This is a genomic window from Curtobacterium flaccumfaciens pv. betae, from assembly GCF_026241855.1.
Taxonomy (GTDB): Bacteria; Actinomycetota; Actinomycetes; order Actinomycetales; family Microbacteriaceae; genus Curtobacterium; species Curtobacterium flaccumfaciens.
On record NZ_JAPJDC010000001.1, the window covers coordinates 634,805 to 659,853 of the forward strand.

Below are 25,049 nucleotides of genomic sequence, written 5' to 3' on the forward strand. Positions count from 1 at the left end.
AGCACGGCAGCCGCCGACCGGAGCACCGCAGGAGGACCCGTGAGCAATCGCAAGGCCTGGAACGCCGATCCCGAACCACTGCTCCGCGTCGAACCCGGGTTCCGCCTCGACCAGGTGGACCCGGACGGCACCCCGGGCTTCCCCGGCCGCAAGATCGACGGCCTCGAAGCCCTCGCCGCCGGCGCCTCCCGTCTCGCCGCCCTGCAGGAGCGCCTGTACGCGGCGTCGACCGCCGGCGACGAGCGGCGGGTGCTGCTCGTGCTGCAGGCGATGGACACCGCGGGCAAGGGCGGCATCGTCTCGCACGTCGTCGGTGCGGTCGACCCGAACGGCGTGCACTACGCCGGCTTCAAGGCCCCGACGGCCGAGGAGCGCGAGCACGACTTCCTCTGGCGCATCGAGAAGCAGCTGCCCGCAGCCGGGCAGCTCGGCGTGTTCGACCGCTCGCACTACGAGGACGTGCTCGCCCAGCGGGTCCGTGGGCTCGCCGCGCCGGACGAGATCGAACGTCGGTACGGCGCGATCACCGCCTTCGAGGACGGCCTCGCCGCCGCCGGCACGACCATCGTCAAGGTGATGCTGCACATCTCGAAGGACGAACAGCGCGAGCGCCTCGGCGACCGGCTGGACCGCCCCGACAAGCACTGGAAGTTCAACCCGGGCGACATCGACGACCGCCTGCTCTGGGACCGCTACCAGCAGGCTTACCAGATCGCCCTCGACCGCACGTCGACCCCGCAGGCTCCCTGGTACGTCGTGCCCGCGAACCGCAAGTGGTACGCCCGCCTCGCCGTGCAGCAGCTCCTGCTCCGGGCGCTGGAGGACATGCACCTGTCGTGGCCGAAGGCGGACTTCGACGTCGCCGAGCAGCGTCGTCGGCTCGCGGAGTCCTGAGCGCACGACCCCGGCCTGGAGGCCCGTCCCGCGTCCGGCACGCCGCCGCCGGACCGCGCGGGGCTGGCGTCAGGGCACCGGCTCGCGTAGACTCGCTCGGTCGGCCTTCGACGTCGTGACAATGTGATCACGGAAATTCTGCTGGGTGTGTGTTGCTCGAGGGCTGGAATCACGTCGACTCGCGACGGGATGAACCCCCTCTCCGCAAGCAGCCCCCGCCGATGTCGCTGTCGGGCGCTGCGGTACGTTGCGCACCCGAGAAAGCAGCCATGGCCCCGTACAACAAGGGCGGCGCGGACAACCGCGCCTCCGACCGCGTCCGCCACCCGAACGGCACCCCCGCCGCCCGCAGCAGCAAGCACCGCGGGTTCCGCGCCGCCGACTCCTCGCAGCCGCGCCAGAAGCAGCGCTGGGACGCCGAGGAGCGTCGCGGCCGCGCGTCGCAGGGCGAGCGTCCGGCCCGTCCGAACTGGGAGCCGCGTGACAGCGGCGGCCAGCGGCGCCCCGACCGCGACGACCGTGGCGTCCGTGGCTACAACCGCGACGCTCCCTACTCGCACGGCCGTCCCGACGCTCCGCAGGCTCCGCGTCGCGCCGGAACCGGCTCGCAGGGGCCCAGCGCCCCGCGTCGCTTCGATCGTGACGACCGTGCACCGCGTCGTGACAACGACGACCGTCCGCGTCGTTCGTTCGACCGCGATGACCGCGCTCCGCGTTCGTTCAACCGTGACGACCGCGCGCCCCGTCGTGACAACGATGACCGGCCCCGTCGCTTCGACCGCGATGACCGCGCACCGCGCAGCTTCAACCGCGATGACCGTGCGCCCCGTCGGGACAACGATGACCGGCCCCGTCGTTTCGACCGTGACGACCGTGCACCGCGCAGCTTCAACCGCGACGACCGTGCGCCCCGTCGTGACAACGACGACCGTCCCCGTCGTTTTGACCGCGATGACCGTGCACCGCGCAGCTTCAACCGCGATGACCGTGCGCCCCGTCGTGACAACGACGACCGTCCCCGTCGTTTCGACCGCGATGACCGCGCCCCGCGCAAGTTCAACCGTGACGACCGCGCCCCGCGCAAGTTCGACCGTGACGACCGCGCCCCGCGCAAGTTCGACCGCGACGACCGCAGCGACCGTGCCCCGCGCCGCTCGTTCGACGAGCCCGAGCGCGGCAAGTTCGTGCCGGCCGACGACGTCAAGCTCGAGAAGCTCCAGGCCGAGGCCACCATCGCGGCCGACGTCGAGGGCGTGACCTTCGGTGACCTGGGCATCGGCGGCAACATCTCCCGCGCCCTGCAGGAGCTCGGCGCCTCGAGCCCGTTCCCGATCCAGGCGGCGACGATCCCCGACGTGCTCGCCGGCAAGGACGTCCTCGGCCGTGGCCGCACCGGTTCCGGCAAGACCATCGCCTTCGGTGCGCCGCTGGTCGAGAAGCTCATGGAGCACGGCGGCGGCACCAAGCGCAAGATGGGCCGCGCCCCGCGTGCGCTCATCCTCGCGCCGACCCGTGAGCTCGCCCTGCAGATCGACCGCACGGTGCAGCCCATCGCCCGTTCGGTCGGCCTGTTCACGACGCAGATCTACGGCGGCGTGCCCTACGGCCGTCAGGAGGGCGCGCTCGAGCGCGGCGTCGACATCATCGTCGGCACCCCCGGTCGTGTGCAGGACCTCATGAACAAGGGGAAGCTCGACCTCAGCGAGGTCATCATCTCCGTGCTCGACGAGGCCGACCACATGTGCGACCTCGGGTTCCTCGAGCCGGTGCAGGAGATCCTCTCCGCCACGGCCGAGGTCACCCCGCAGGGCAACCGCGCGCAGAAGCTGCTGTTCAGCGCGACGCTCGACACCCAGGTCGCGGCGCTCGTCGAGCAGTTCCTGCACGAGCCGAGCGTGCACGAGGTCGCGGGTGAGGACCAGGCGTCCTCGACCATCGACCACCGTGTCCTCGTGGTCGAGCAGCGCGAGAAGGACCGTCTCCTCGAGGAGCTGGTCGCCGGCGACGGCAAGACCATCGTCTTCGCCCGGACCCGCGCCTACGCCGAGCGTCTGGCCGACCAGTTCGAGGACGCCGGCATCCGGGCGACCTCGCTCCACGGTGACCTGAACCAGTCGCGTCGCACGCGCAACCTGCAGCTGCTCACGAGCGGCCGCGTCAACGTGCTCGTCGCCACCGACGTCGCCGCCCGCGGCATCCACGTCGACGACGTCTCGCTCGTCGTGCAGGCCGACGCCCCGGACGACTACAAGGCGTATATGCACCGCTCCGGCCGCACGGGTCGTGCCGGCAAGGAGGGCACGGTCGTGACCATCGTCCCGCGTGGCCGCATCCGCAAGATCGAGGGCATCCTCGAGCGCGCCGAGATCGAGGCGGACCTGGTGCAGGCCGCACCCGGTGACGGCATCGTGTCGGAGCTCGCCGCGCGCTAGTCGCGAGCACACGACGGACGGGAGGCCCGGTACCAGCTGGTACCGGGCCTCCCGCCCGTCACACGGTGCGACCGAAGACCGCACTTGCGCCCGGGTCATCCTCTCGGAGGACCCAGAGCCGCCGTGCTCATGCCCCCGGCTGATGACACGGGCGAGCAGGACCGCTGCAATGATCACGTGACACCCGCAGCGCTCGTCGGACGACTCCGCCGGTTCCCCGTCTCCGTCTCCGTGGCCGCAGCGACGACCGCGCTCCTCGTGACCGCGCGGATCGCTCACGCCGAGCCCGACTTCCCGCACCACCCGCCCGTCGCGTGCCTCGCCATGGTCCTCGTGATCGTGACGACGGTGCTCGCCGAACGGTCCCTCGGTTCCGTCCGCACGGTGGTCATCGGCGTGGTGGCCCCGGCGCTCGGCGTCCTCGGAGCCCTGCTCACCGTCAGCATCGGGTCAGCGCTCGGCGAGGCACACGCCGAACTCGCCGTCGGCCAGCCGCTCTTCGCCCCGTCGATCGTCGCCGCCGCCTTGCTCGGTGCCGCTTCGGCAGCGATGCCCGCGCAGCACCGGTGGCGTACGCGAGCCGCGCTCTGGACCGTCGTCCTCACGCTCGTGCTCTTCGCCGGCCACGGATCGGACCTCGCCCGTGCCCTGGCGACGCTGCTCGGCACCGCAGCCGGTTCGTTCGTGGTGCGCCGGGCCTCCGGTCCCGACGCGCCGACCGCGCGTGACACCGTCAGCGCACGCACCTGCGTCGTCGCGACGCTCATCGCGCTCGGCGCGGGCACCCTGGTGACCCCTGTCGTGCCGGACCCGGACGGCGTGCTCTCGGTGTTCGCCGACGCCATGAGCGACCGTGCGGTCGTCATCGTCGGGCTCCTCCTGCTGGTGTCCGCCTGGCTCGTGCAGCGTGGCCGGCGGACGGGCATCGTGCTCGCCGTCGGCGTGCTCGTGACGCTGACCGCTGTCCTCGCCGATGTGTTCCTCATCGAACCGATGACCGACGACGCCGTGCAGTGGCGCGGTCTCGGGCTGGACGCGATCGAGTGGCAGGTCACACTGCTCGGCGCGTGGCTCGTGCCGGCCATGGTGCTGCTGGCGGTCCTGGCGCTCCGCGGACGCCTCGTCCGCTCGCGGTTCCGTGCCGCCACCGACGGCCGCGGTGCCCTGGTCGAGATGCTCCGCGACGGCGATGCCGGAACCCTCGGCCACATGGGCACCTGGCGCGGCAACGCCACCTGGACGGACCCGGACGGACGCGGGGCCGTGGCGTACCGGGTCTGCGGGGACGTGGCACTCACCGTGTCGGACCCGGCGTGCAGCGCTGCGGACCGCGCCGAGGTCGTGTCCGCGTTCACGGCCTTCTGCGACCGCAACGGCTGGGTACCCGCGTTCACGAGCGTGCACGACCCGGTGCGGCAGATCCTCGCCGCCGACGGGTGGACCGCGCTGCCCGTGGGAGTCGAGTCGGTGCTGGACGTCGCCACCTTCGACCTGCGCGGCAAGAAGCGGCAGGACCTCCGGACGGCCTCGAACCGGGCGGACCGTGAGGGGGTCCGCGACGAGTGGACGACCTTCGACGCCCTCGCTGACGAACACCGTGCCGAGGTCGAGGCGATCTGCACGCGGTGGGCGAGCGACCGGAGACTGCCGGAGATGGGGTTCACCCTCGGCGGCTTCCACGAGCTCGACGACCCCGACGTCCGACTCATGCTGGCGGTGACGGCCGACGGGCAGGTGACCGCGGTCACGAGTTGGTTGCCCGTGTACGAGCACGGCGTGCTGGCCGGCTACACGCTCGACGTCATGCGCCGCGGCGACGACGGCATGCCGGGCGTCATGGAGTTCCTCATCGCCCGGACCGCGATCCGGGCACGCGACGCAGGCCTGCAGATGATCAGCCTCTCCGGCACGCCGCTCGCCGCACACGACGGCGCACCGTCACTCGTGTCCTTCGGATCGGTCCTCGTCGCCCGACTCCTCGAGCCGGTGTACGGGTTCCGGTCGCTCCAGCGCTTCAAGGAGAAGTTCGGCGCCCGACACGAGGCGCTCTGGATCGTGGTCCCCACGCCCTTGCACGTGCCGCGGGTCGCACGTGCCCTGGCCGGCGCGTACGTACCGGGCCTCCGTCCGAAGCACCTCTGGGCACTGCGGCAGGCGCACCGCTCGGTCGTGCGCGAGCCCGCTCCGACGCGGGTGGTGTCCGAGCAGTGAGTCCGACCGAGTGGCTGCTCGCCACCCAGCTGCAGGCGCCGTCCAAGCTCGTCCCGCTGGACGTGGCGTTCGCCGTGCTCGGTCTCGCCGTCCTGCTGCCGGCGCTCGGGGCGCTGCGTTCGCGCGTCGCGTGGCGACGGGCCGGGGTCCGCGCTGCCGTCGCGGTGGTCGCCGCCGCGGTGGTGCTCCTCGTGTGCTGGGTCCTCAGCGATCTGATGAACCTGTTCGGCGTCGCGCTGAGCCCCGTCACCCGGATGTGGTTCGTCGTTGCCGCAGCTGCACTGGCCCTGGCGGTCGTCGGACTCGTGCAGGGCCGTCGCTGGCGCCGCGTCCTCGCCGGGCTGCTCGTGCCGACCGCGCTGCTCGCGTCCGCCCTCGGGGTGAACGTCGAGTTCGCGATGTACCCGACGCTCGGCACCGTCGTGCAGACGGACCCGTTCCCGGAGCTCGACCTCGCCGCAGCCCCCGTCGCCACCATGCCCACGACCGGCGAGGTCCGCACCGTCGAGATCCCCGGGGAGCGATCGGGGTTCCCCGGACGGCCCGCCGTCGTCTACCTCCCGCCCGCTGCCCTGGTCAGGGATCCGGCGCCGCTGCCCGTCGTCCTCGCCTTCTCCGGCCAACCGGGGACTCCGAGCGACCTGTTCACCGCCGGCCGGATGGGCAGCGCACTCGACGGCTACGCCGCAGCCCACCACGGCCGAGCGCCGATCGTCGTCTCCGTCGACCAGCTCTCCGCGCCCGGCCTGAACACGATGTGCGTCGACTCGGACCTCGGCAACGCAGCGACGTACGTCACCGACGACGTGCCGCGCTGGCTGACGGCGCACCTCCCGGTGACCCCGGACCGCCGTGCGTGGGGCCTCACCGGCTTCTCGCAGGGGGCGACGTGCGCGATGCAGTTCGCCACCGCGCACCCCGACCGGTTCGGGGCCGTGCTCGCGGTGTCCAGCGAGCTGCAGCCCATCGACCAGAACCCGCAGCACAGCGCGGACCGGGCCTTCGGCGGATCGGTCACCGCATGGAAGGCCGCCGGTCCGATCGCGCAGATGCGGGCGGACGACCTGCGCGGGCACGCGTTCTGGTTCACCGCGGGGTCGGCTGACGGGGCGTTCAGCCGCAGTGCTCGCGTCCTCGCCGACGCTGCACGGGCAGCGGGCGCGGACACCCGCGTCGCGTTCGCCCCGGGGAGCGGACACGACTGGAACACCGTGCAGTGGTCGTTCCGCACCGAGCTCCCGCACCTGGCCGACGCGCTGTCCGCGGGGCGTCACTGATCCGCGCCACCGGGGTCTGACCCACCTTCTGACGGACGGGAGGCCCGGTACCAGCTGGTACCGGACCTCCCGTCCGTCACATGGTGAGCACCAATGGTCGGGTCGCGACGTCGGACCCGACCATTCCTGCTCACGAAGCGGCGGCGCGACCGCGCCCGCGCGCGCTCAGCGGTTGAAGAACAGCAGCCCGCGCACGAAGCCGGCCTGCCCGGCGTGCTGCGTGCAGTCGTCCAGGATGCTCACGAGTCGCGCTCCGGCCGTGACGGGCGGGTCCCACGCGTCGTCGACGACGGGGTCGAGGTCGTCCGGGCCGAGCGTGCCGAGGTACGCGACCGTGCGCTCGTGCACCGCGCGCAGGTACCCGGTGAGCAGCTCGGCGGAGGCCCGCACCCGCCCGACGTCGTCGCGGGACATGCCGTACCCGAGCGCCTCGGCCGGGAACGGCAGCCCGAACCGGTCGTACCAGCCGTCCGCCGTCCAGACCTGCTCGGAGCCGGCGAGCTCGGCGATCTGCACGTCCTGGCCGCGGGCGATGTGCCACGCGAGCCACGCGAGGGTGTTCGCCCCGGCGGCCGGCCGTGCCGCGAGCTGGTCTTCGGAGAGCCCGTCGACGGCCCGCTCGACCGTCTCGGGGACGCGGGAGAACGCTTCTGTGAGGAGTTCAGAGGGGGTCATGGCGCTCACGCTACGCGCGGGCCGTGACACCCGCTGTCACACGGCGGCGCTGCGGTGGTGGCGCTCCAGGGCGGCACCGAGCCCCTCGAACGCGGCCGCGACCACGGCGCGGTCGGACGGTGCGACGACCTGCCGGAACGCGTCGGAGTAGACGGCGCCGACCTCGCGGGCGACCGCCGTGCCCGACGGTGTGAGGTGCAGCAGCACGCTCCGGCGGTCCTCCGGGTTCGGGCGACGCTCCAGGTGTCCGTGCTTCTCGAGCCGGTCGATCAGCGACGTCATCGCACCGGTGGTGAGCTCGAGGTACTCGCCGGCCTGCTTCGGGGTCACGCCGTGGCCGCCGGCGGCGCTGAGGAAGAACACGAAGCGGGTGTCCGTCGCGTTCAGCCCGCGGATCGTGCTCTCGTGGTGCAGGACCCGTGCGTGCTGCATCTGGAGCACCCGGAAGGCGGTGAGCAGTCGCGGCAGGTCGGCGTCGGGGTCCGTGTCGGCGGTGACGGGGTCCAGCGCCGTGACGTCTGGCGACATCGGTGCCGGCGGCGTGGTGGGGGCGACGCGCGCCGCGGGGACGGCGGGTGCGTGCGGGGGGAGGACGACCGGGTCGGTGTCCGTCATGGGAGCTCTTCTCGGGTACAGGGTGGGAACTTCAGTCAACAAGTAACTCACTCGTCAAGATACCCCCATCAGTGGGGACATCTCAGGTCTTGTGAGCTGCTCGAACGCCAAGTAGCTTGATCGTCGTACCACCTCGGCACGTAGCGCGACCAACCACCGCGGGCCCGTCCGAACCACCGATCAGATCTCTTCCTCACGGAGTCCAACCATGTCTCGTGTCACGCCTCGTGCTGCCCGCCTCGCCGCCTGGATCGCCATCCCCGCCGCCCTCGTCGCCTCGGGGGTCGTCGTCTCGACGGCCTCGTACGCGGCGTTCTCCTCGACCACCGTCAACCCGACGAACAACTGGACGGCCGGCAGTGTCGCCCTGTCCGACGACGACAACAACACCGCGCTGTTCACGGCGAACAACCTGAAGCCCGGCTCGGCCGGTGCGAACTGCATCGCGGTGACCTCGACCGGTTCGCTGCCCTCGGCCGTGAAGCTCTACGGCACGAACGTCTCGACCACGAAGGACCTGGCCGCGAACGTCAACCTGACCATCGAGCAGGGCACCGGCGGCGGCTTCGGCTCCTGCTCCGGCTTCACCCCGGCCGCCACCGGCGGCTCGCTCTACAGCGGCACCGTCGCGGGCTTCGGCGCCGCCTCGACCAACTACGCGACCGGCGTCGGCACCTGGGCCCCGACCGGCACCGCGTCCGAGACGCGCGTCTACCGCGTCAGCTACACGGTCTCGAGCACCGCCCCGAACACCGTGCAGGGCGGCACCGCAGCCCTCGGCTTCACCTGGGAGGCCCAGAACAGCTGAGCCGGGACCGGGGCCGAACCAGCCCCGTCCGTTCCCTCCCCGCAACGCGCCCCCGGTCGAAGGCAGTCATGAGCAGCATCGCAGTGCACGGTGGTCCCGCACCGCACGCAGCGGTCCGTGACGCCGTCGACTGGGGGCGCGTCGTCGTCGCCACCCTCGCCCGGGGCGTGGTCGCGACGCTGCTCGGGCTCGCGCTCTGGGCGGCCGCGCCGGCGCTCATCGGCTGGCAGCCGACCACCGTGATGACGGGCTCGATGGAGCCGCGGATCGTCCCCGGTGACGTGGTCGTCTCGCGTCCGGTCGGCTCGGGCGAGATCGCCACGGGCAAGGTCCTGCTCGCCGACGACCCGGACCAGCCGGACCACCTGCGCATGCACCGCTACGTCGAGGACGGCCCCGGCGGCACGATGGTCACGAAGGGCGACGCCAACCCCCAGCAGGACTCCACGCCGATCGAGCGCTCCGCCGTGCACGGGGTCGCCTTCCTGCGCATCCCGTTCATCGGGACACCGATCCGGTGGATCAGCGCGGGGGAGTGGGGCCTGGTCGCGATGCTCGCGCTCGGCCTGACCGCGGTGCTCGCGCTCTGCACGATCGACGGGTCGCTCCGGCGACTCGTCGAGGCCGACGACGACACCGCCGGCGCAGCCGGCGGTCCGGACGACGCAGCCGGTCCGGGCGACGCAGCCGGCCCGGACGATGCCGCCGGTCCGGCAGACGGTACCGACGACGGCCTGGAGGCACGGGACGGCGCCGCCACGGGCCTCCCGACCGGTGCGTCCACCGTCCTCACCCGTCGCGCGCTGCGTCGACGAGCACGTCGCGTGCGGCGGCTGCGCCGCGTCGGCGGGGGCGCCGCGGTGCTCGTGCTCGCGGCGGCGGCCGGCGTCCTGCTGCCCGGAGCGGCGGACGCGGCCCCGTGGTCACGGACCACCGTCGCACCGACCGCGACCTTCACGGCGGGCACGGCGACCGGTGTCCCCACCCTCACCTGCGCCCCGGCCGGGTCGAACACGGTGACGATCGCCTGGGCCTACGACAACGGCGCGACCGTGCCGGTGTCGTTCGACCTGATGAACGGGACGACGCAGGTGGCCAGCACGACCACCGCCGGGGCCCGTTCGATGCCCTACGCCGGCGCCGGGCTCCTGAACCTCGGCACCACGTACACGCTGCACCTCCGCACGAACCTCGGCAACAACTGGACCGCGACGAGCACACCGACGGTCAGGGTCCGGGTCGTCTCGGTGCTGGGCCTGGCGTCCGCCAGCTGTGTGACCGCCTGAGTCCTCCACAGGGCGCCGCGAGGTGCCCTCTGGATGTCCCCGGCCGGCGTTACCGTGGCCGCATGCGCATCCTGCACACCGGCGACTGGCACCTCGGCCGCACACTGCTGGGTGCCGACCTGCTCGAGCACCAGGCCGCGTTCACCGACTGGCTCGTCGACCTCGCCCGCGAGCGCGCGGTCGACCTCGTCGTCATCGCCGGCGACGTCTACGACCGTGCGATCCCGCCGGTGGACGCCGTCCGCATGCTCTCCCGCGCGTTGGAACGCCTCGCCGAGACCACGACGGTGGTCCTCACGCCGGGCAACCACGACTCGGCCGCGCGGCTCGGCTTCGGGGCCGGCGTGATGGGGCAGCGCGTGCGCATCCTCGCCGAGCCCGAACACGTGGCTGATCCGGTGCTCGTCACCGACGACCACGGCCCGGTGGCCGTGTACGGCATCCCGTACCTGCACCCCGACCTCACGCGGTACGCCCTGGCGGCGGTCCCCGACGAACCCCTCGCCCGCTCGCACCACGCCGTCGTGCACGCCGCCACCGAACGGATCCGCGCCGACCTCGAGACGCGGGCCGGCACCCGGAGCGTCGTCGTCGCGCACGCCTTCGTCGGGGGCGCCGACCCGAGCGACAGCGAGCAGGACATCCGCGTCGGCGGGGTCGACCGCGTCGCCGAGTCGGTGTTCGACGGGTTCGACTACGTCGCCCTCGGGCACCTGCACGGCCCGCAGCGCGTCGGCGACGACGACCGGATCCGGTACGCCGGGTCGCCGCTGGCGTTCTCGTTCGGCGAGCGGCACCAGCGGAAGTCCGTGACCATCGCCGACCTCGACGCGGCGGGCGCCGTCACCGTCGAGCTCGTGCCGACCCCGGTGCCGCGGCGACTCGTCGACGTCCGGGGCAGCATCGACGCCATCGAGTCCGGGGAGTTCCGGGCCGATGCCGACGCCTGGGTGCGCGTCGCGGTGACCGACACCGTGCACCCGGAACGCATGTACGCCCGCGTGAAGGACCACTTCCCGCACGCCCTGGCGATCACGCACGAACCGGCGGACCGGCCGGCCGCCACCGCCGCGCGGGCCGTCACCGCGACGTCCGACCCGGTCGAGGTCGCCGGCGACTTCGTGGCCTTCGCCACCGGCGGGCTGCCCGACGACGACGAACGCGCGGTGCTGACCGAGGCGTACGAGGCCGCTGCGCTCGCCCTGCAGCGTGAGGGGGACCGCTGATGTACCTGCACCGACTCGAACTGCGCGCCATCGGGCCGTACCCCGACCTCGTGACGATCGACTTCGCGGCGCTGGCCGCGTCCGGGGTCTTCCTGCTCGAGGGGCCGACCGGTTCCGGCAAGTCGACGATCATCGACGCCGTCGTGTTCGCCCTGTACGGCGGACTCGCCGGTTCCGACGCCAGCTCCGACCGGTTGCACAGCCAGCACGCCGACCCGGCGGTCGAACCGTTCGTCGAGCTCGTGTTCGAGACCGGCGCAGGCGTGTTCCGGGTCCGGCGCACCCCGCAGTACGACCGCCCGAAGCAGCGGGGGACCGGCACGGTGAAGCAGCAGGCGTCCGTGCAGCTGTTCCGACTCGCCGCGCCCACCGACGTCGCCGGCGAACCCCTGTCGTCCCGCATCCCCGAGGTCGGGGTCGAGATCGCCCGGATCGTCGGGCTCGACCGCGCGCAGTTCCTGCAGACCGTGGTGCTGCCCCAGGGCGAGTTCGCACGGTTCCTCCGCTCCCCGGGTGAAGACCGCCGGAAGCTCCTGCAGTCGTTGTTCGGCACCCAGGTCTACGACCGCACCGCCGACGAGCTCGCCGCTCGCCGCCGAGCCGTGCAGGCCGAAGTAGAGGGCGCCGACGACCGCGTCCGTGACGCCCTGGCCCGGTTCGCGCAGGCGGCCGACCTCGCCGAGGCCGACGAGTCCGTCGTCCCCGGTACGGTGGCGTCCCTCCGCGGCACCGCCGACGCCGCCGGCGCAGCCCGGACGGCTGCGGCTGCCGCTGCGACGGCGGCGACCGACCACGAACGATCCGTGACGGCCCGTGCGGCCGCCCTCGAGCGACGAGCGGCGCTGCTGCGGCGGCGGGCGCTCCTCGACGACGACGCCCCGGCGATCGAGCAGGCACGAGCAGCGGTCGCGACGGCCGAGCGTGCCGCCCGGGTCGCCGCGGTGGCCGACGGCCTCGACGCCGCGACCGTGCGGGTCGACGACACCGCCGGGGCAGCAGCCCGGTTGCGCGACCAGCACGCGCTCCGCGCCGTCGACGCACAGCAGATCGCCCGGCGCCGCGACACGCTGACCGACGCCCTGTCCGACGTCCGGCACCTCGTCGCGGTCGAGGCCGAAGCGGACGCCAGGCGCACCGCGATCGCCGAGGCCACCGCGACCGCGTCGCGGCTCACCGACGACCTCGCCGCGCTCGACACCGCGCTCGAATCCCGGCCGTCGGAACGAGCACGGATCGTCGAGGCCGCCCGGACCGCCTCGACGACCGCTGCCGGCGCCGACGCCGCCGCGCACGAGGTCGCCCGGGTGCAGTCGCTCCGCGCCGACCTGGCCGCGCGCGACCGCGCCGAGCGGCGCGTCGCCGATGCCGAACGCGTCGTGGCCGGTGCCCGCCGTCGGGCCACCGAGGCGCTCGATGTCGAACGCTCCCTGCGCGAGCGCCGGATCGCCGGGCTCGCCGGGGAGCTCGGTGCCGCGCTGACCCCCGGCGATCCCTGCCCGGTGTGCGGATCGACGGCGCACCCGTCGGTGGCCGCGCCGCAGGACGACCACCCGACGATCCAGGCGGTGGAGTCCGCGGGCGACGCCACGCGTCTGGCCGACCAGCAGCTCGCCGACGCGGCAGCCGACCTGGCCGTCGACCGTGCGGAGCACCTCCGGCTGACCGCCGTCGTCGGCACGGTCGACACCGTCGCCCTCGACGCCATGGCGGTGGCCGCCGACGAGCGGGTCCGAGCGGCGCACGAGGCTGCGGCGCTGGTGCTGGAGCGCGAGCGCGAGCGGACGGCGCACGACACCGCGACCCGGGCGCTCGAGCGTGAGCGGAACGACCTCGACGCCCGGCGCACGGTGCTCGCGTCGACCGCGGCCTCCGATGCCGAGCGGCTCGAGGCCGACCTGCGATCGGTGCACGAGGAGATCGACCGGCTCGCAGCACTGCTCGACAGCGACGACGACCGCTCGCCTGCGTCGCTCCACGCCGTGGTCGACGAGCTCGACGGGCGGCTGACGGTGCTCCGCGCCGTCGCCGAGGCCGACGAGCGCGCGGCCACCGCGGCCCGCGCCCGCGACGAGCGCGGCGCCGAGGTCGCCCGGGTCCTCGACGAGCAGTCCTTCCCCGACGTCGCTGCCGCGCGAGCCGGGCTGCTCGATCCCGACACCGTCGCGCGCTTCCGCAGCAGCATCAGCGCAGCCGAGTCCGAACGCGCCGTCGTGCGGGCAGGGCTCGACGACCCCGCGGTGGTGCAGGCCGCCGACGACGATCCGGAGCAGCTCGACGTGCCGGCGGCGCAGGCCGAACGGGTCCGCGCGACGGCCGAGCTCGACGAGGCCACCCGGCTCGCGGTGACCGCAGCGCACCGCGCCGAGGCCGTCGAGCAGTGTGCGACCGAGGTCGACCGCACCGTGCGTGCGCGACAGGAGACCTCGGCCCGCAGCCGCGCCGTCGTCCGCCTCGCCGACGTCGCGAACGGCGTGGCATCGGTCAACCCGACCGGCATCACGCTCGGCACCTACGTGCTCATGCGGCGCTTCGAGGACGTCGTGGCGGCGGCGAACGACCGGTTGCGCGGCATGCTCGCCGGGCGCTTCACCCTCGAGACCTCCGACGAGCGGGAATCCGGGTCACGGTCGCGACGGACGGGGCTCGCCCTCGCCGTGCACGACCACACGACCGACACCGTCCGTGATCCCCGCAGCCTGTCGGGCGGCGAGACGTTCACGGTGTCACTGTGCCTGGCGCTCGGGCTGGCCGACGTCGTGCAGGCCGAGGCCGGCGGGGTCTCGCTCGGCACGCTCTTCGTCGACGAGGGGTTCGGCACGCTCGACCCCGAGACCCTCGACGACGTCATCGGACAGCTGTCCCGACTGACCGCGGGCGGGCGACAGGTCGGGATCGTCAGCCACGTCGAGGAACTCAAGCAGCGGATCCCGGAGCGGATCGCCGTGCGCCGCACCCCGACCGGCGGGTCGCGGGTGACGACCACGGTCTGACCAGACCTGACCTGACCAGACCAGGCGCTACGGGGTCGGCGTGGCCCCCACCGTGCCGTCCGGCGGCGGCAGGATGTCCGCCGCGATCCACGGGAACACCCACTGGAACAGCACGAACACGATCGCTGCGAGCAGGACCAGCAGCTCGAGCACCTTCAGGACAGTGGGGCCGGGCAGCAGCCGCCAGACCAGGGGGAAGATCACTTGGCGGTCTCCGAGAGTTCCTTCGGGGTGCCCTCGGACGCGGGCATCCAGTAGTCGAGCTTCGCGTGCGTCACGTACCGCTCCGCCGCCGACCACATCGGGTGGCAGGCGGTCAGCGTGAGCCAGCGGTCCTGGGCGGTCGGTTCGACGCCGGGCTTGTTCGGCACCGGCGCGATCGTCTCGATCTTGTCGGGCGTGACGATCTGGCTGTCGGTGACCTTGTAGACGTACCAGACGTCGAACTTCGTCTTCGCGTCGGTGACCCGGACCACGACCGAGTCGCCCTTCTGCAGTTCCGCGATCTGGTTGAGGGGCTTGCCGTAGGTGACCCGGTGTCCGGCGACGGCGAAGTTGCCGGGGGCGCCGGGCATCGCGGTGCCCTGGTAGTGCCCGAGCCCGATGGTGTTGAGGACCTTCTCACGATCCGTGCCCTCGCCGATCGGCCGGTTGTAGTCGTTGCCGAACCGGGGGATCTGCATCGTCCCGAACACGTCCGACAGCGCCGGCGGTTCGTCCAGCACGGGTGCGGTGCCGCGGTGCTCGGTGCCCTCGACCTTCGGGGTCTTGACCTGGTCGAGGCCCTGCACGAGCTTCGTCTGCTCGTTCACGGCGACCACGTCGGTCCACCATGCCGTCCACACCACGTACAGGCCGGTGCCGGCGCCCGCGATGATGAGCAACTCGGCGATGAGCGAGACGATCGCGCCGCCGACCGTCTGGCGTCTGCGCGGGGAACGCCGGGACCGCGAGCCGGCTTCGTCGTCCCGTGCGCTGCGGCGCGACGGGATGGTGTCGTGTGCGGTCACGGGGCTCCTGATCGGCTGGGTGGTCGGACAGGTCTATCAGATCACGACGACAGGCCGGTGACGACGTTCTCCCCACCCCCGTTAACGTGGGGGTATGGAGTACCGGATCCGCCCCTTCCGCACCGAGGACACCGACGCGGTCGTCGCCCTGTGGGAATCCTGCGGGCTCGTCCGACCCTGGAACGACCCCCGACGTGACATCGCCCGCAAGCTGACGGTCCAGCCCGAGCTCTTCCTGGTCGCCGAGCCGGACGCCACCGACGGTGACGACACCGACACCGACACCGACACCGACACCGACACCGACACCGACACCGACACCGACACCGCCGAAGCCGGCGTGGTCGCCGCGGGCATGGCCGGCTTCGACGGGCACCGCGGCTGGGTGAACTACCTCGCCGTGCACCCCGACCTGCAGGGCTCCGGCCTCGGTCGCACCCTGATGGCCGAGTTCGAGCGGCTCCTGACCGACCTCGGGTGCCCGAAGCTCAACCTGCAGGTGCGTGCGGGCAACGAGCAGGTGCTCGGGTTCTACGCGTCCCTCGGCTACACCGACGACCGCACGGTCTCGCTCGGCAAGCGCCTCATCCCCGACGCCTGACCGCGCGCTACGCCAACGCCAGCGCCACCGACGCGACGAACGCGAGCACGATGCCGACCCACTGCTGCGCGGTCAACCGCTCCCGCAGCACCACCCCGGCCAGCACCACCGTGCCGATCGGGTAGAGCGCGTTGAGCACACTCACGACGGGCAGGGTCGCCGGATCGTCGCTGCTGTGCAGCCCCGCCTGGATGAACACGTTCGCCATCGCGTCGAAGACGCCGCACACGGCCACGGTGACCAGCAGCCGTGGACCCCATCCTCGACCCGACCGACGCCCGGGGGTCGCGGCAGCCCCGTCGGGGCGGGCCGACGTCGGGGCGGACACCGGGCCTCCCGTCCGGAGCACGACGACGATCGCCGCCGCACCCAGCAGCACCGCCTGCAGCACCCGCGCGACCACGAGGGGTGCGATGCCCGAGTCGGACGGCGTCATGTCGTAGGCCAGCACGATCCCGCCGAAGCCGCACCCGGCGACGGCGGCCGCGACCACGCCCCGGGCGGTGAGCCGTGCGCCCGAGGCGTCCCGGACCACCGCGACCAGGACCACCGCGACGACCGCGACCACGAGCGCGCCGGTGGCCACGGGCGACAGCACCGTGCCACGGAACACCGCGACGAGCACCGGCACGACGGCCGCGAAGACGGCGGTGACGGGGGAGAGCACGCTCATCGGGCCGATCGCGAGTGCCGCGTAGAGCAGCAGCACCCCGATGCCGCCCGAGAGGCCGGCAACCGCACCCCAGACCGCGGCCGGCCACGAGAACACGCCGCCGAGGACCACCAGTCCGACGAGCAGCGGCACGATCCCGATCGCGGCGGCCACCGCCGTGACGACGACCGGGCGGACCCGGCGCGAGGCGAGTCCGCCCAGGAAGTCGGCGAACCCGTAGACGATCGCGCCGGACAGGCCGAACAGGACGGTGAGCACGGCTCCCATCCTGCCCGGCCCGGTACCCTGCGGTGCGTGAGTGTTCCCTACCAGCGCCTGCCCCGGATCGACGCGCGCTGGAGGTGGTGGCGGCCACTCGTCGCCCTCGCGTTCCTGGCGGGGTGGTACTTCGTCTCGCAGGTGCTGATCACCGTCGCCTACTTCATCCCGGTCGCCGCGGTCGGGGGCGCGTCCGGGCTCTACGGCCTGCTGGATGACCTGCAGAGCGGTGCTCTGGACCCGACCGATCCGTTGACCCTCTCGCTGACCCTGGTGTCGCTCGTGGTCCTGCTGCCGGGGGTCCTGCTCGCCGTGAAGATCGCGCGGATCGGACCGGCCGGCATCCTGTCGTCGACGCGGTTCCGGGTCCGGTGGGCCTGGACGGCGTGGTGCCTGCTGCCGACGCTCGTCATCGCCGCGGTCATGTTCGTCGTCCAGACCGGCCTGTTCTGGGACGGGGGGATGATCACGACCGACGGCGGCTTCGCCTGGAACCACGACGCGATCGGCCAGTCGACGGTCTCCCTCGGCACCCTCACCCTGACGATCGCCCTCGTCGTCGTGCTCGTCCCGTTCCAGGGCGCGGCCGAGGAGTACATCTTCCGCGGCTTCCTGATGCAGACCGTCGCGTCGTGGATCCCGCGTCGCGTCGGCACGGTCATCGCCGTGGCGGTCTCGACGGTCGTCTTCGCGGTGCTGCACATCCCGAACGGCTACAACGTCTGGGGCATCCTCGACGTCGGCTCGTTCGGCCTGATCGCGGCGATCATCGTCCTCCGGACCGGCGGGCTCGAGGCCACGGTCCTGCAGCACGCCTTCAACAACATCATGATCTTCGTGCTGCAGGCGCCCGGCTGGTCGAAGGTCGACCTGACCTCGTCCGACGCGAACGGCACCTGGCAGGGGACCCTCGTCACCCTCGTCACGTCGCTCGCGTTCTGGGGCATGGTCGAGTTCCTGGCGTGGTGGCGGGGGCTGGACCGCCGCTTCGCCGGGCACGAGGCACCCCGGTTCCGCGGTGTGACCCCGGCCTGGGCGGGCGGCGTCCGCTGGATCCGGCCTGGAGGCACGGGCTGGGCGACCACGCCGGCCCGCGCCGACGACGTGGCCGGTTCCGACCACCGTGCCGACTCCGGCACGGACGGTGCTGTGGACAGTGCGGTGGGTGTCGCCGGTCGCCCGTAGGCTCGTGGCATGAGCACCACGCCCGCGCCCGCTGCCGTGCCTGCTCCCGCTGCCGTGTCCGCACCCCGTGCCGCTGCGCTCGACGTGCTGCACCGCGTGTGGGGCTACGACGACTTCCGCGGTGAGCAGGCGGCCATCATCGACCAGGTGGTGGCCGGTGGTGACGCCCTGGTGCTCATGCCGACCGGTGGTGGCAAGTCCCTCTGCTACCAGGTGCCCTCGCTCGTCCGCGACGGCGTCGGGGTCGTGGTGTCGCCGCTCATCGCCCTCATGCAGGACCAGGTCGACGCCCTGGCGGCGAACGGCGTCCGGGCTGCGTTCCTCAACTCCACGCAGGGCCCCGACGAACGGTCACGGGTCGAGCGTGCGGTCGTGCAGGGCGAGGTCGACATGCTCTACCTCGCGCCCGAGCGGCTCCGGCTCGAGTCCACCCGAGCGCTCCTCGACCGGGCACGCGTCTCGCTGTTCGCCATCGACGAGGCGCACTGCGTCGCCCAGTGGGGCCACGACTTCCGCCCGGACTACCTGGAGCTGAGCGTCCTGCACGAGCGGTGGCCGACGGTGCCGCGCATCGCCCTCACCGCCACCGCGACGCCGCAGACCCACCGCGAGATCTCCGCCCGGCTCGGCCTCGACGACGCCGCGCACTTCGTCGCCGACTTCGACCGGCCGAACATCCAGTACCGCATCGAACCGAAGACCGGCGCGCTGCAGCAGCTGCTCACCTTCATCCGCACGGAGCACAGCGGCGACGCCGGCATCGTGTACTGCCTGTCCCGCAACTCCGTCGAGCGCACCGCGACCGCCCTGGCCGAGCAGGGGATCAACGCCCTGCCGTACCACGCGGGCCTCGACGCCCGGGTGCGTGCCCGCAACCAGTCGACGTTCCTGCGCGAGGACGGCGTCGTCATGGTGGCGACCATCGCGTTCGGCATGGGCATCGACAAGCCCGACGTCCGGTTCGTGGCGCACCTCGACCTGCCGAAGTCGGTCGAGGGGTACTACCAGGAGACCGGCCGTGCGGGTCGTGACGGGCTGCCGGCCACCGCGTGGCTCGCGTACGGCCTGAACGACGTCGTGCAGCAGCGGCGGATGATCGACCAGTCCGAGGGTGACGCCGCACACCGTCGGCAGCTCAGCGCCCACCTCGACGCCATGCTCAGCCTGTGCGAGACGATCGAGTGCCGCCGGGTGCGGCTGCTCGCGTACTTCGGGCAGGAGAGCACGGCGTGCGGCAACTGCGACACCTGCATCGCGCCGCCGGAGTCGTGGGACGGCACCGTCCCCGCGCAGAAGCTGCTGTCCACCGTCGTGCGGCTCGAGCGTGAGCGCCGCCAGCGGTACGGCGTCTCGCACCTCGTCGACATCCTGATCGGCAAGCGGTCGCCCCGCGTGCAGGAACTCCAACACGACACCCTGGCGACCTTCGGCATCGGTGCCGACCTGTCCGAGGGCGAGTGGCGCGCGGTCGCCCGACAGGTGCTGGCCCAGGGCTACGCGGCGGTGTCGGGCGACGGCTTCGGCACGGTCGTCCTCAGTCCCACGAGCGCCGAGGTCCTGACCGGCAAGGTGCAGGTGCGGATGCGTCGCGACCCGGTCAAGGCGCCGCGAGCCGGCCGCAGCAGTCGACGAACGGTCGTCACCGACATGCCGCAGGAAGCCGTCGGCCTGTTCGAGGCCCTGCGTGCCTGGCGTGCTGCCGAAGCCCGCGAGCAGGGCGTCCCCGCGTACGTGGTGTTCAACGACGCGACGCTGCGGGGCATCTCCGCCGTCCGCCCGGCCGACGTCGACCAGCTCGGCGAGATCTCCGGCGTCGGCGCGGCGAAGCTCGAGCGGTACGGGCGAGCGGTCCTCGACGTCGTCGCCGCGGCCGACTGACGCCCCCTTCCACCACTGCATGCCGTTCCGGGCATGTGCCCTCCGCGCGCCTCATTACACTCGGTAGCTCGCCACCACGAGGAGGTCCGGTGTCCGGTTCGACGAAGTTCGCCACCGTGCTCAGTCGCGCGGTGGTGACCCCGCTCGCCCGGTTGCTGTGGCGGCCGAAGATCATCGGTCGTCGGAACGTCCCGAAGCGCGGCCCGGTGATCCTCGCGAGCAACCACCGCTCGTTCATCGACTCGCCCGCGATCACGCTCATGGCGCCGCGCAAGGTGTCGTTCCTGGCGAAGCAGGAGTACTTCACGGGTTCGGGGCTCAAGGGAGCCGTCTCGCGGGCGTTCTTCGGTGGCATCGGCGCCATCGGGGTCGAGCGTGGCGCGGGTGCGGCGGCCCAGCAGGCCCTCGACCTCGGGCTGGCACGCCTGCAGGAGGGCGAGGCGTTCGCGATCTACCCGGAGGGCACGCGCTCGCTCGACGGCCGGATCTACAAGGGCCGCACTGGTGTGGCGTGGCTGGCGTTGACGAGCGGTGCCCCTGTGGTGCCCGTCGCGCTCACCGGCACCGAGGACGTGCAGCCGGTCGGGTCCCGGCTGCCGAAGCTCGCCCGCGTGACGATCGAGTTCGGGCAGCCGATCGACCTGTCGTCCTTCGGCGAGGCGTCGTCCGGTCGTGCTCGGCGCCACGCGACCGATGCGGTGATGGCGGCGATCCAGGAGCTCAGCGGCCAGGAGCCGGCGAACGCCTACAACAACCCGCCCGCGACGATCGTGGAACGGGTCCGTCGTGCGCTGCAGCCGGACGACCCGACCGCGGCCGCCGTCGACCCGGACTGATCGCTGCGACTGTCCGGTCACTATTGCACATCTGAAATATCGATGGTTGAATGGCGGGCGTGCCGCTCGGCACGCCGCCATCGCCGGTCGCCCGAGAACGACCAGCCACGACATCCAGATCGGACCGTCCGCAGCATGTCCTCCACCCCGCTCTTCGACTCCATCGCCCAGCGTCGCGATCAGGCCGACGCTCCACACTCCACCGTGCACTCCACCCCGTCGCCGGCGCTCGCCGTCGTGACCCCGGTGCCGACCTCGCCGATCTCCGCGCCCGTCCGCCCCGGTGACTCCACGCTGGTCCCGGCCGCCCTCGTCGCCGCGATCTACGAGATCCCGGTGCGGGTGGCATCGGCCCTCGTGACCGAGGTCACGATCCGTCCCGAGCACCTCGTCCTGGTCGAGACCGTCGCCGACGCGATCACCCGAGCGGTCGTCGACGCCGTCGTGTGCGAGCTGGACCGGATCGCCCGTGACGGCGTCGTCCGCGTCTGACCGGGCCGGTCACCGCACGATGACGACCCTCGACGACGGTCTGCCCCGGCGCCCGCGCGGTGCCGAGCGCCGTACCGCCGACCGACCGACCGAGCCCCCGCTGCGCCGTGCACGGCACGCTGCACAGCCCGGGCCCCTCCGAGCCGCCGGGGTGGCGGTGCCCCCTCCCGCCACCCCGGCTTCCACCCGGCCCGCGCAGTCCGCACGGCCGACCCGGTCCACGCTGGCCGCGCGGCCGACCCGGCCCACGCAGGCCGCCGCTCCCGCGCGCCGCCGCCTCGCGTCGTTCCGGATCCCCGCCCGGCGGACACTGCCCGCCGCGGCGGTGACCGCCGTCACGTGCCTGTTCGTCGCGGTCGGCTCCCCGCAGACCGCCGTCGCCGCTCCGGCCGCTCCGGAAGCCACGTCGGCATCGGCCGGCATGCAGCACTTCGTCGCCGACGGTTCGTCCGGGCCGACCGCCGGCCGCGACGACTTCTCGGTGGGTCGTGCCGCGGCAGCCCTCCGGGTCCCCGGTGGCTCGGGCCCGACCGGTGGAGCCGTCCGCCCCACGGTCGGTGCGGTCCCCGACGCCGGTGGCTTCGGCTCCCGCTGGGTCGTCGGCTGCGCGGCCTGCTCGTCGAACCACCAGGGGGTCGACTTCGCCGCGGCCATCGGGACCCCGGTCGTCGCCGCGCTGCCCGGCCGGGTCGTCTCGGCCGGTGTGCTCGGTGGCTACGGCAATCAGGTTCTCCTGCAGCACGCCGACGGCACCGCGACCCGGTACGGGCACCTGTCGGCGATCGACGTCCGCCCCGGCCAGGTCCTCCGCGCGGGGGAGCGCCTCGGGGCCGTCGGCAACACGGGCGTCTCGACCGGCGCCCACCTGCACTTCGAGGTCATCGTGGCCGGCACACCGATCGACCCGGCCGCCTGGCTGCAGGCTCGCGGCCTCCTCTGACGGCGGCGGGCGTAGCGTCGGGACGGTCGCGGCACGGAGTCGCGCCAGGACGGAGACGCACGTGCGAGTGACGGTGTTGGGGACGGGCGCGATGGGCGCCGGCGTGGCTGGATCACTGCTCCGCGACGGCCACCAGGTGACGGTCTGGAACCGGAGTGCCGACAAGGCCGCACCCCTGGGGGACCGCGGCGCAACGGTGGCGAGCGACCCGGGCAGTGCCGTCGAGCACGCCGAGGTCGTCCTGCTCACCCTGTTCGACACCGATGCGGTCGTCGACGTCCTCGAGCAGGCCGCTGGCGACGCCCCCACCGACGTCGTGTGGGTGCAGGCCTCGACGATCGGGGTCGACGGCACCGCGACGGTCGTGCAACTGGCCGAGAAGTACGGCATCACCCTGGTCGAGGCCATGATGCTCGGCACGAAGTCCCCCGCGGAACAGGGCAAGCTCACGATGCTCGCAGCAGGCCCCGCGGACCTGCTCGACCGTGTCGACCCCGTGCTCGACGCGATCGGCGCGAAGACCGTCCGTGCCGGCGACCACGTCGGCGACGGCACCGCACTCAAGCTCGCCGCGAACGCCTGGATCGCGTCGATCACCGCGGCGACCGGGCAGTCCCTGGTTCTGGCGGCGGCGCTCGGGCTCGACCCCGCGCTGTTCCTGCAGGCCATCGAGGGCAGCGCGAGCGACTCCGCCTACGCCCACACCAAGGGTGCCGCGATGATCGCCCACGAGTTCCCCGCCCAGTTCGCACTCGACGGGCTGCGGAAGGACATCGGACTCATCACCGATGCCGCCCGGACCGCCGGGGTGTCCACCACGCTGCTCGAGGCACTCGGGTGCGTCTACGCCGATGCCAGCGCAGCCGGGCACGGGGGCGACGACATCGCCGCGGTCGGCACCGCGTTCTGACGCACGGGGACGGGCGCGCGCACCCACGCACAAGCGCGCACGCCCACGCACGGATCGGCCGACCGATCAGCCCCGACGGAACAACCGCCGCAGGCGCTTTGTGAGCCGCCCCACGGCCTCGTCGTTCATGGTGTTGGCGAGGTCGAACGCCTCACGAGCCGGATCGGACCCGGCCTGGATGCGTCGGAGTGCTGCGTCGGCACGGGCCCGCGAGTCGAGCTCGGCGAACGGCATGTCGTCCTCGGGGTGGTGCTCGCCGCGAGGGTCCATGCAGACCAGGCTACGCGCGACGGAGGTGGTCCGACCCGCCGTCGAGCTCGTCCACGACGCGGACCATCTCGTCCAGGAAGTCCACGACGACGGCCATCTCGTTGCTCGGCAGGTGCTCGGTGACCTCGAGCGCTCGGGCGTCGAGCTCCTCGATGACCCGGAGCGCGTGCCGCATCGAGGTGCCGGTGGCGGTGAGGATCACGCCGCGGCGGTCGTTCGGGTCGGCGTGCCGTTCGACGTGACCGCTGCGGACGAGCCGGTCAACGAGCGCCGACGTCGACGCCGCCGTGATCTCGAGCCGCTCGGCGAGGTCCTTCGCGTTGACGGTGCGGCCGTCGTGCTCGGCGTCGATCAGGAACCGGAGCGCCAGCAGTGCGTTCTCGCCGATCCCCAGTGCCTCGCGCGCTCGGCGCTGGGCGGCGCTCTCGGCCGTTCGGTACCGCCGCAGGGCGTTGAGGACGTCCACGGCGGAGACCGCGGAGTCCTCGTACCAGTACCCCGCGGTGCTGGTCATCACCTCGGACGTCATGCCCCCAATGCTAGACGCTCTAGTTAGATTGTCTAGCGAGCGCGGAGACGGGGCACCTGCAACACCCGTGACGCGGTTCTGTAACACCCCGGCAACGCCGGCTCGTTAGGTTCTGGACATGCAGGAGCAGCCGTGCTGAGCCGCCTCGCGGGGAACGTCTTCCACGTGGGGAGCGCGGTGGAGCGCACCGACGTCGTCGCACGGTTGCTCGACGTCTACGTCGCCCGCCGCGAACCGGGCACCCTCGACGACGACCGGCTCGTGTCCACCGAGCTCCGCAGCGTCATCGGGACCACCGGCCCCGCGAACGACCCGGACCGTGCCGCCACCGTCGACGCCCTCGCGCTCGACCGGCACGAACCCGCGTCTATCGCCGCGGCGGTCGCAGTCGCCCGCGACCACGCACGCCGTGCCCGCGAGGTCGTCTCGAGCGAGCTCTGGGACTGCCTCGACGTCACGCGGTCGCGGATGCCCCGGAAGATCGCCCCAGACCGTGCGCACGAGTTCCTCGGCTGGGTGCGGGAGCGCAGTGCCCTCGCCATCGGGGTGGTCGAGGGCGACGCCAGCCGTGACGAGGTGTGGGAGTTCTTCACCCTCGGGCGATCACTCACCCGCTGCGCCTCCACCGCACGGCTGCTGGCGTCGCGGCTGCTCGAGCCGGACGCCGTCACCTCGTGGACGGCGGCGCTCCGGGCGTGCGGCGCGGGCGAGGCCTTCCTGCGCGGACGCGACCACCCACCGGTGCCGTCCGACGCCGCCGCCTTCCTGCTCCTCGACGCCCACAGCCCGCGGTCGTTGCGCTTCACCGTGCACCGCGCAGCCGAGTGCCTGGCCGACGTCGCCCCGTCCTGCATCGCGGACGAGGTCGCCGGGTTCGACGAGGTCCGTGCCCTGCTCGACGGCATCCCCGAGGAGTCGGCGCTCGCGGTGGCGGGTGACGTCGGGCAACGGCTGGCGGTGGCTGCCGACCGCGTCGCCGCGGCCCTCGACGAGCGCGTCTTCGCGTCGTCCGCTCCCGTCCTCTGAGCCGACCGGGGGCGTGTGGCGGAAGCC

At 72.9% G+C, this 25,049-nt stretch carries 23 protein-coding genes; 16 read left to right on the forward strand and 7 right to left on the reverse strand.

The window, feature by feature from the left end; translation table 11 throughout:
• Positions 1–39: 39 nt before the first annotated feature.
• The 4 genes from ORG17_RS03080 to ORG17_RS18240 all read left to right on the forward strand — a co-directional run bounded on the left by ORG17_RS03080 (position 40) and on the right by ORG17_RS18240 (position 6,814).
• The gene (locus ORG17_RS03080; RefSeq protein ID WP_181433175.1) at positions 40–894 is read left to right on the forward strand and encodes a polyphosphate kinase 2 family protein; all 855 of its coding nucleotides are present in this window, start codon (positions 40–42) and stop codon (positions 892–894) included.
• 269 nt (positions 895–1,163) lie between these two features.
• On the forward strand, positions 1,164–3,326 hold the full coding sequence (locus ORG17_RS03085; RefSeq protein ID WP_214526718.1) for a DEAD/DEAH box helicase: 2,163 nt from the start codon (positions 1,164–1,166) through the stop codon (positions 3,324–3,326).
• 177 nt (positions 3,327–3,503) lie between these two features.
• On the forward strand, positions 3,504–5,537 hold the full coding sequence (locus ORG17_RS18235) for a bifunctional lysylphosphatidylglycerol flippase/synthetase MprF (RefSeq protein ID WP_181440107.1): 2,034 nt from the start codon (positions 3,504–3,506) through the stop codon (positions 5,535–5,537).
• On the forward strand, positions 5,534–6,814 hold the full coding sequence (locus ORG17_RS18240; protein ID WP_214526719.1) for an alpha/beta hydrolase: 1,281 nt from the start codon (positions 5,534–5,536) through the stop codon (positions 6,812–6,814). The genes ORG17_RS18235 and ORG17_RS18240 overlap by 4 nt, the downstream gene beginning before the upstream one ends.
• Before the next feature lie 165 nt (positions 6,815–6,979).
• Here ORG17_RS18240 and ORG17_RS03100 read toward each other — a convergent pair whose 3' ends face one another.
• Both ORG17_RS03100 and ORG17_RS03105 read right to left on the reverse strand, forming a co-directional pair.
• On the reverse strand, positions 6,980–7,489 hold the full coding sequence (locus tag ORG17_RS03100; RefSeq protein WP_111234943.1) for a mycothiol transferase: 510 nt from the start codon (positions 7,487–7,489) through the stop codon (positions 6,980–6,982).
• Between the two features lie 36 nt (positions 7,490–7,525).
• On the reverse strand, positions 7,526–8,104 hold the full coding sequence (locus ORG17_RS03105; RefSeq protein WP_111056851.1) for a MarR family winged helix-turn-helix transcriptional regulator: 579 nt from the start codon (positions 8,102–8,104) through the stop codon (positions 7,526–7,528).
• 208 nt (positions 8,105–8,312) lie between these two features.
• Between ORG17_RS03105 and ORG17_RS03110 the strand changes: the two genes are divergently transcribed.
• From ORG17_RS03110 to ORG17_RS03125, 4 genes are all read left to right on the forward strand, one after another.
• Entirely contained in the window at positions 8,313–8,912 is a 600-nt protein-coding gene (locus tag ORG17_RS03110) for a M73 family metallopeptidase (RefSeq protein ID WP_071248308.1), read from the forward strand.
• A gap of 68 nt (positions 8,913–8,980) precedes the next feature.
• Entirely contained in the window at positions 8,981–10,198 is a 1,218-nt protein-coding gene (locus ORG17_RS03115; RefSeq protein ID WP_214526720.1) for a S24/S26 family peptidase, read from the forward strand.
• A 62-nt stretch (positions 10,199–10,260) separates the two neighbouring features.
• Complete coding sequence (locus ORG17_RS03120; RefSeq protein ID WP_214526721.1) at positions 10,261–11,424, forward strand: metallophosphoesterase family protein; 1,164 nt, start codon at positions 10,261–10,263, stop codon at positions 11,422–11,424.
• Positions 11,424–14,414 carry an AAA family ATPase gene (locus ORG17_RS03125; RefSeq protein WP_214526722.1) on the forward strand — a complete coding sequence of 997 codons (2,991 nt, stop codon included), beginning with the start codon at positions 11,424–11,426 and terminating at the stop codon, positions 14,412–14,414. Before ORG17_RS03120 ends, ORG17_RS03125 begins: the two co-directional genes overlap by 1 nt.
• 27 nt (positions 14,415–14,441) lie before the next feature.
• On the opposite strand, the gene ORG17_RS03130 is transcribed toward ORG17_RS03125, so the two are convergent.
• Both ORG17_RS03130 and ORG17_RS03135 read right to left on the reverse strand, forming a co-directional pair.
• Positions 14,442–14,618: a hypothetical protein gene (locus ORG17_RS03130; protein ID WP_155896771.1), complete on the reverse strand. Its 177-nt coding sequence runs from the start codon at positions 14,616–14,618 to the stop codon at positions 14,442–14,444.
• Complete coding sequence (locus tag ORG17_RS03135) at positions 14,615–15,424, reverse strand: class E sortase (protein ID WP_231495642.1); 810 nt, start codon at positions 15,422–15,424, stop codon at positions 14,615–14,617. The genes ORG17_RS03130 and ORG17_RS03135 overlap by 4 nt, the downstream gene beginning before the upstream one ends.
• A 94-nt stretch (positions 15,425–15,518) precedes the next feature.
• Here ORG17_RS03135 and ORG17_RS03140 point away from each other — a divergent pair, with 94 nt between their 5' ends.
• Positions 15,519–16,025 (forward strand): GNAT family N-acetyltransferase, encoded by a 507-nt coding sequence (locus ORG17_RS03140; protein ID WP_214526723.1) that lies wholly within the window; start codon positions 15,519–15,521, stop codon positions 16,023–16,025.
• 7 nt (positions 16,026–16,032) lie between these two features.
• Here the strand turns inward: ORG17_RS03140 and ORG17_RS18245 are convergent, their stop codons facing one another.
• On the reverse strand, positions 16,033–16,956 hold the full coding sequence (locus ORG17_RS18245; RefSeq protein WP_214526724.1) for an EamA family transporter: 924 nt from the start codon (positions 16,954–16,956) through the stop codon (positions 16,033–16,035).
• Positions 16,957–16,992: 36 nt separating this feature from the next.
• On the opposite strand from ORG17_RS18245, the gene ORG17_RS18250 reads away from it, so the two are divergent.
• The 6 genes from ORG17_RS18250 to ORG17_RS03175 all read left to right on the forward strand — a co-directional run bounded on the left by ORG17_RS18250 (position 16,993) and on the right by ORG17_RS03175 (position 23,197).
• The gene (locus ORG17_RS18250) at positions 16,993–18,141 is read left to right on the forward strand and encodes a CPBP family intramembrane glutamic endopeptidase (RefSeq protein WP_214526725.1); all 1,149 of its coding nucleotides are present in this window, start codon (positions 16,993–16,995) and stop codon (positions 18,139–18,141) included.
• A 9-nt stretch (positions 18,142–18,150) separates the two neighbouring features.
• The gene (gene recQ, locus ORG17_RS03155; RefSeq protein WP_111056859.1) at positions 18,151–20,019 is read left to right on the forward strand and encodes a DNA helicase RecQ; all 1,869 of its coding nucleotides are present in this window, start codon (positions 18,151–18,153) and stop codon (positions 20,017–20,019) included.
• A gap of 89 nt (positions 20,020–20,108) precedes the next feature.
• Positions 20,109–20,855 carry a lysophospholipid acyltransferase family protein gene (locus ORG17_RS03160; protein ID WP_027465061.1) on the forward strand — a complete coding sequence of 249 codons (747 nt, stop codon included), beginning with the start codon at positions 20,109–20,111 and terminating at the stop codon, positions 20,853–20,855.
• Between the two features lie 135 nt (positions 20,856–20,990).
• Positions 20,991–21,347, forward strand: coding sequence for a hypothetical protein (locus ORG17_RS03165; RefSeq protein WP_214526726.1), 357 nt, complete (start codon positions 20,991–20,993; stop codon positions 21,345–21,347).
• Between the two features lie 19 nt (positions 21,348–21,366).
• Positions 21,367–22,287 carry a M23 family metallopeptidase gene (locus ORG17_RS03170; RefSeq protein WP_214586005.1) on the forward strand — a complete coding sequence of 307 codons (921 nt, stop codon included), beginning with the start codon at positions 21,367–21,369 and terminating at the stop codon, positions 22,285–22,287.
• Positions 22,288–22,360: 73 nt separating this feature from the next.
• Positions 22,361–23,197, forward strand: coding sequence for an NAD(P)-dependent oxidoreductase (locus ORG17_RS03175; protein WP_301565406.1), 837 nt, complete (start codon positions 22,361–22,363; stop codon positions 23,195–23,197).
• Between the two features lie 66 nt (positions 23,198–23,263).
• On the opposite strand, the gene ORG17_RS03180 is transcribed toward ORG17_RS03175, so the two are convergent.
• Entirely contained in the window at positions 23,264–23,467 is a 204-nt protein-coding gene (locus ORG17_RS03180; RefSeq protein ID WP_027465064.1) for a hypothetical protein, read from the reverse strand.
• A 10-nt stretch (positions 23,468–23,477) separates the two neighbouring features.
• Positions 23,478–23,996, reverse strand: coding sequence for a MarR family winged helix-turn-helix transcriptional regulator (locus ORG17_RS03185; protein WP_071248276.1), 519 nt, complete (start codon positions 23,994–23,996; stop codon positions 23,478–23,480).
• Between the two features lie 132 nt (positions 23,997–24,128).
• Between ORG17_RS03185 and ORG17_RS03190 the strand changes: the two genes are divergently transcribed.
• Entirely contained in the window at positions 24,129–25,022 is an 894-nt protein-coding gene (locus ORG17_RS03190; protein WP_071248273.1) for an alpha-E domain-containing protein, read from the forward strand.
• Positions 25,023–25,049 lie beyond the last annotated feature (27 nt).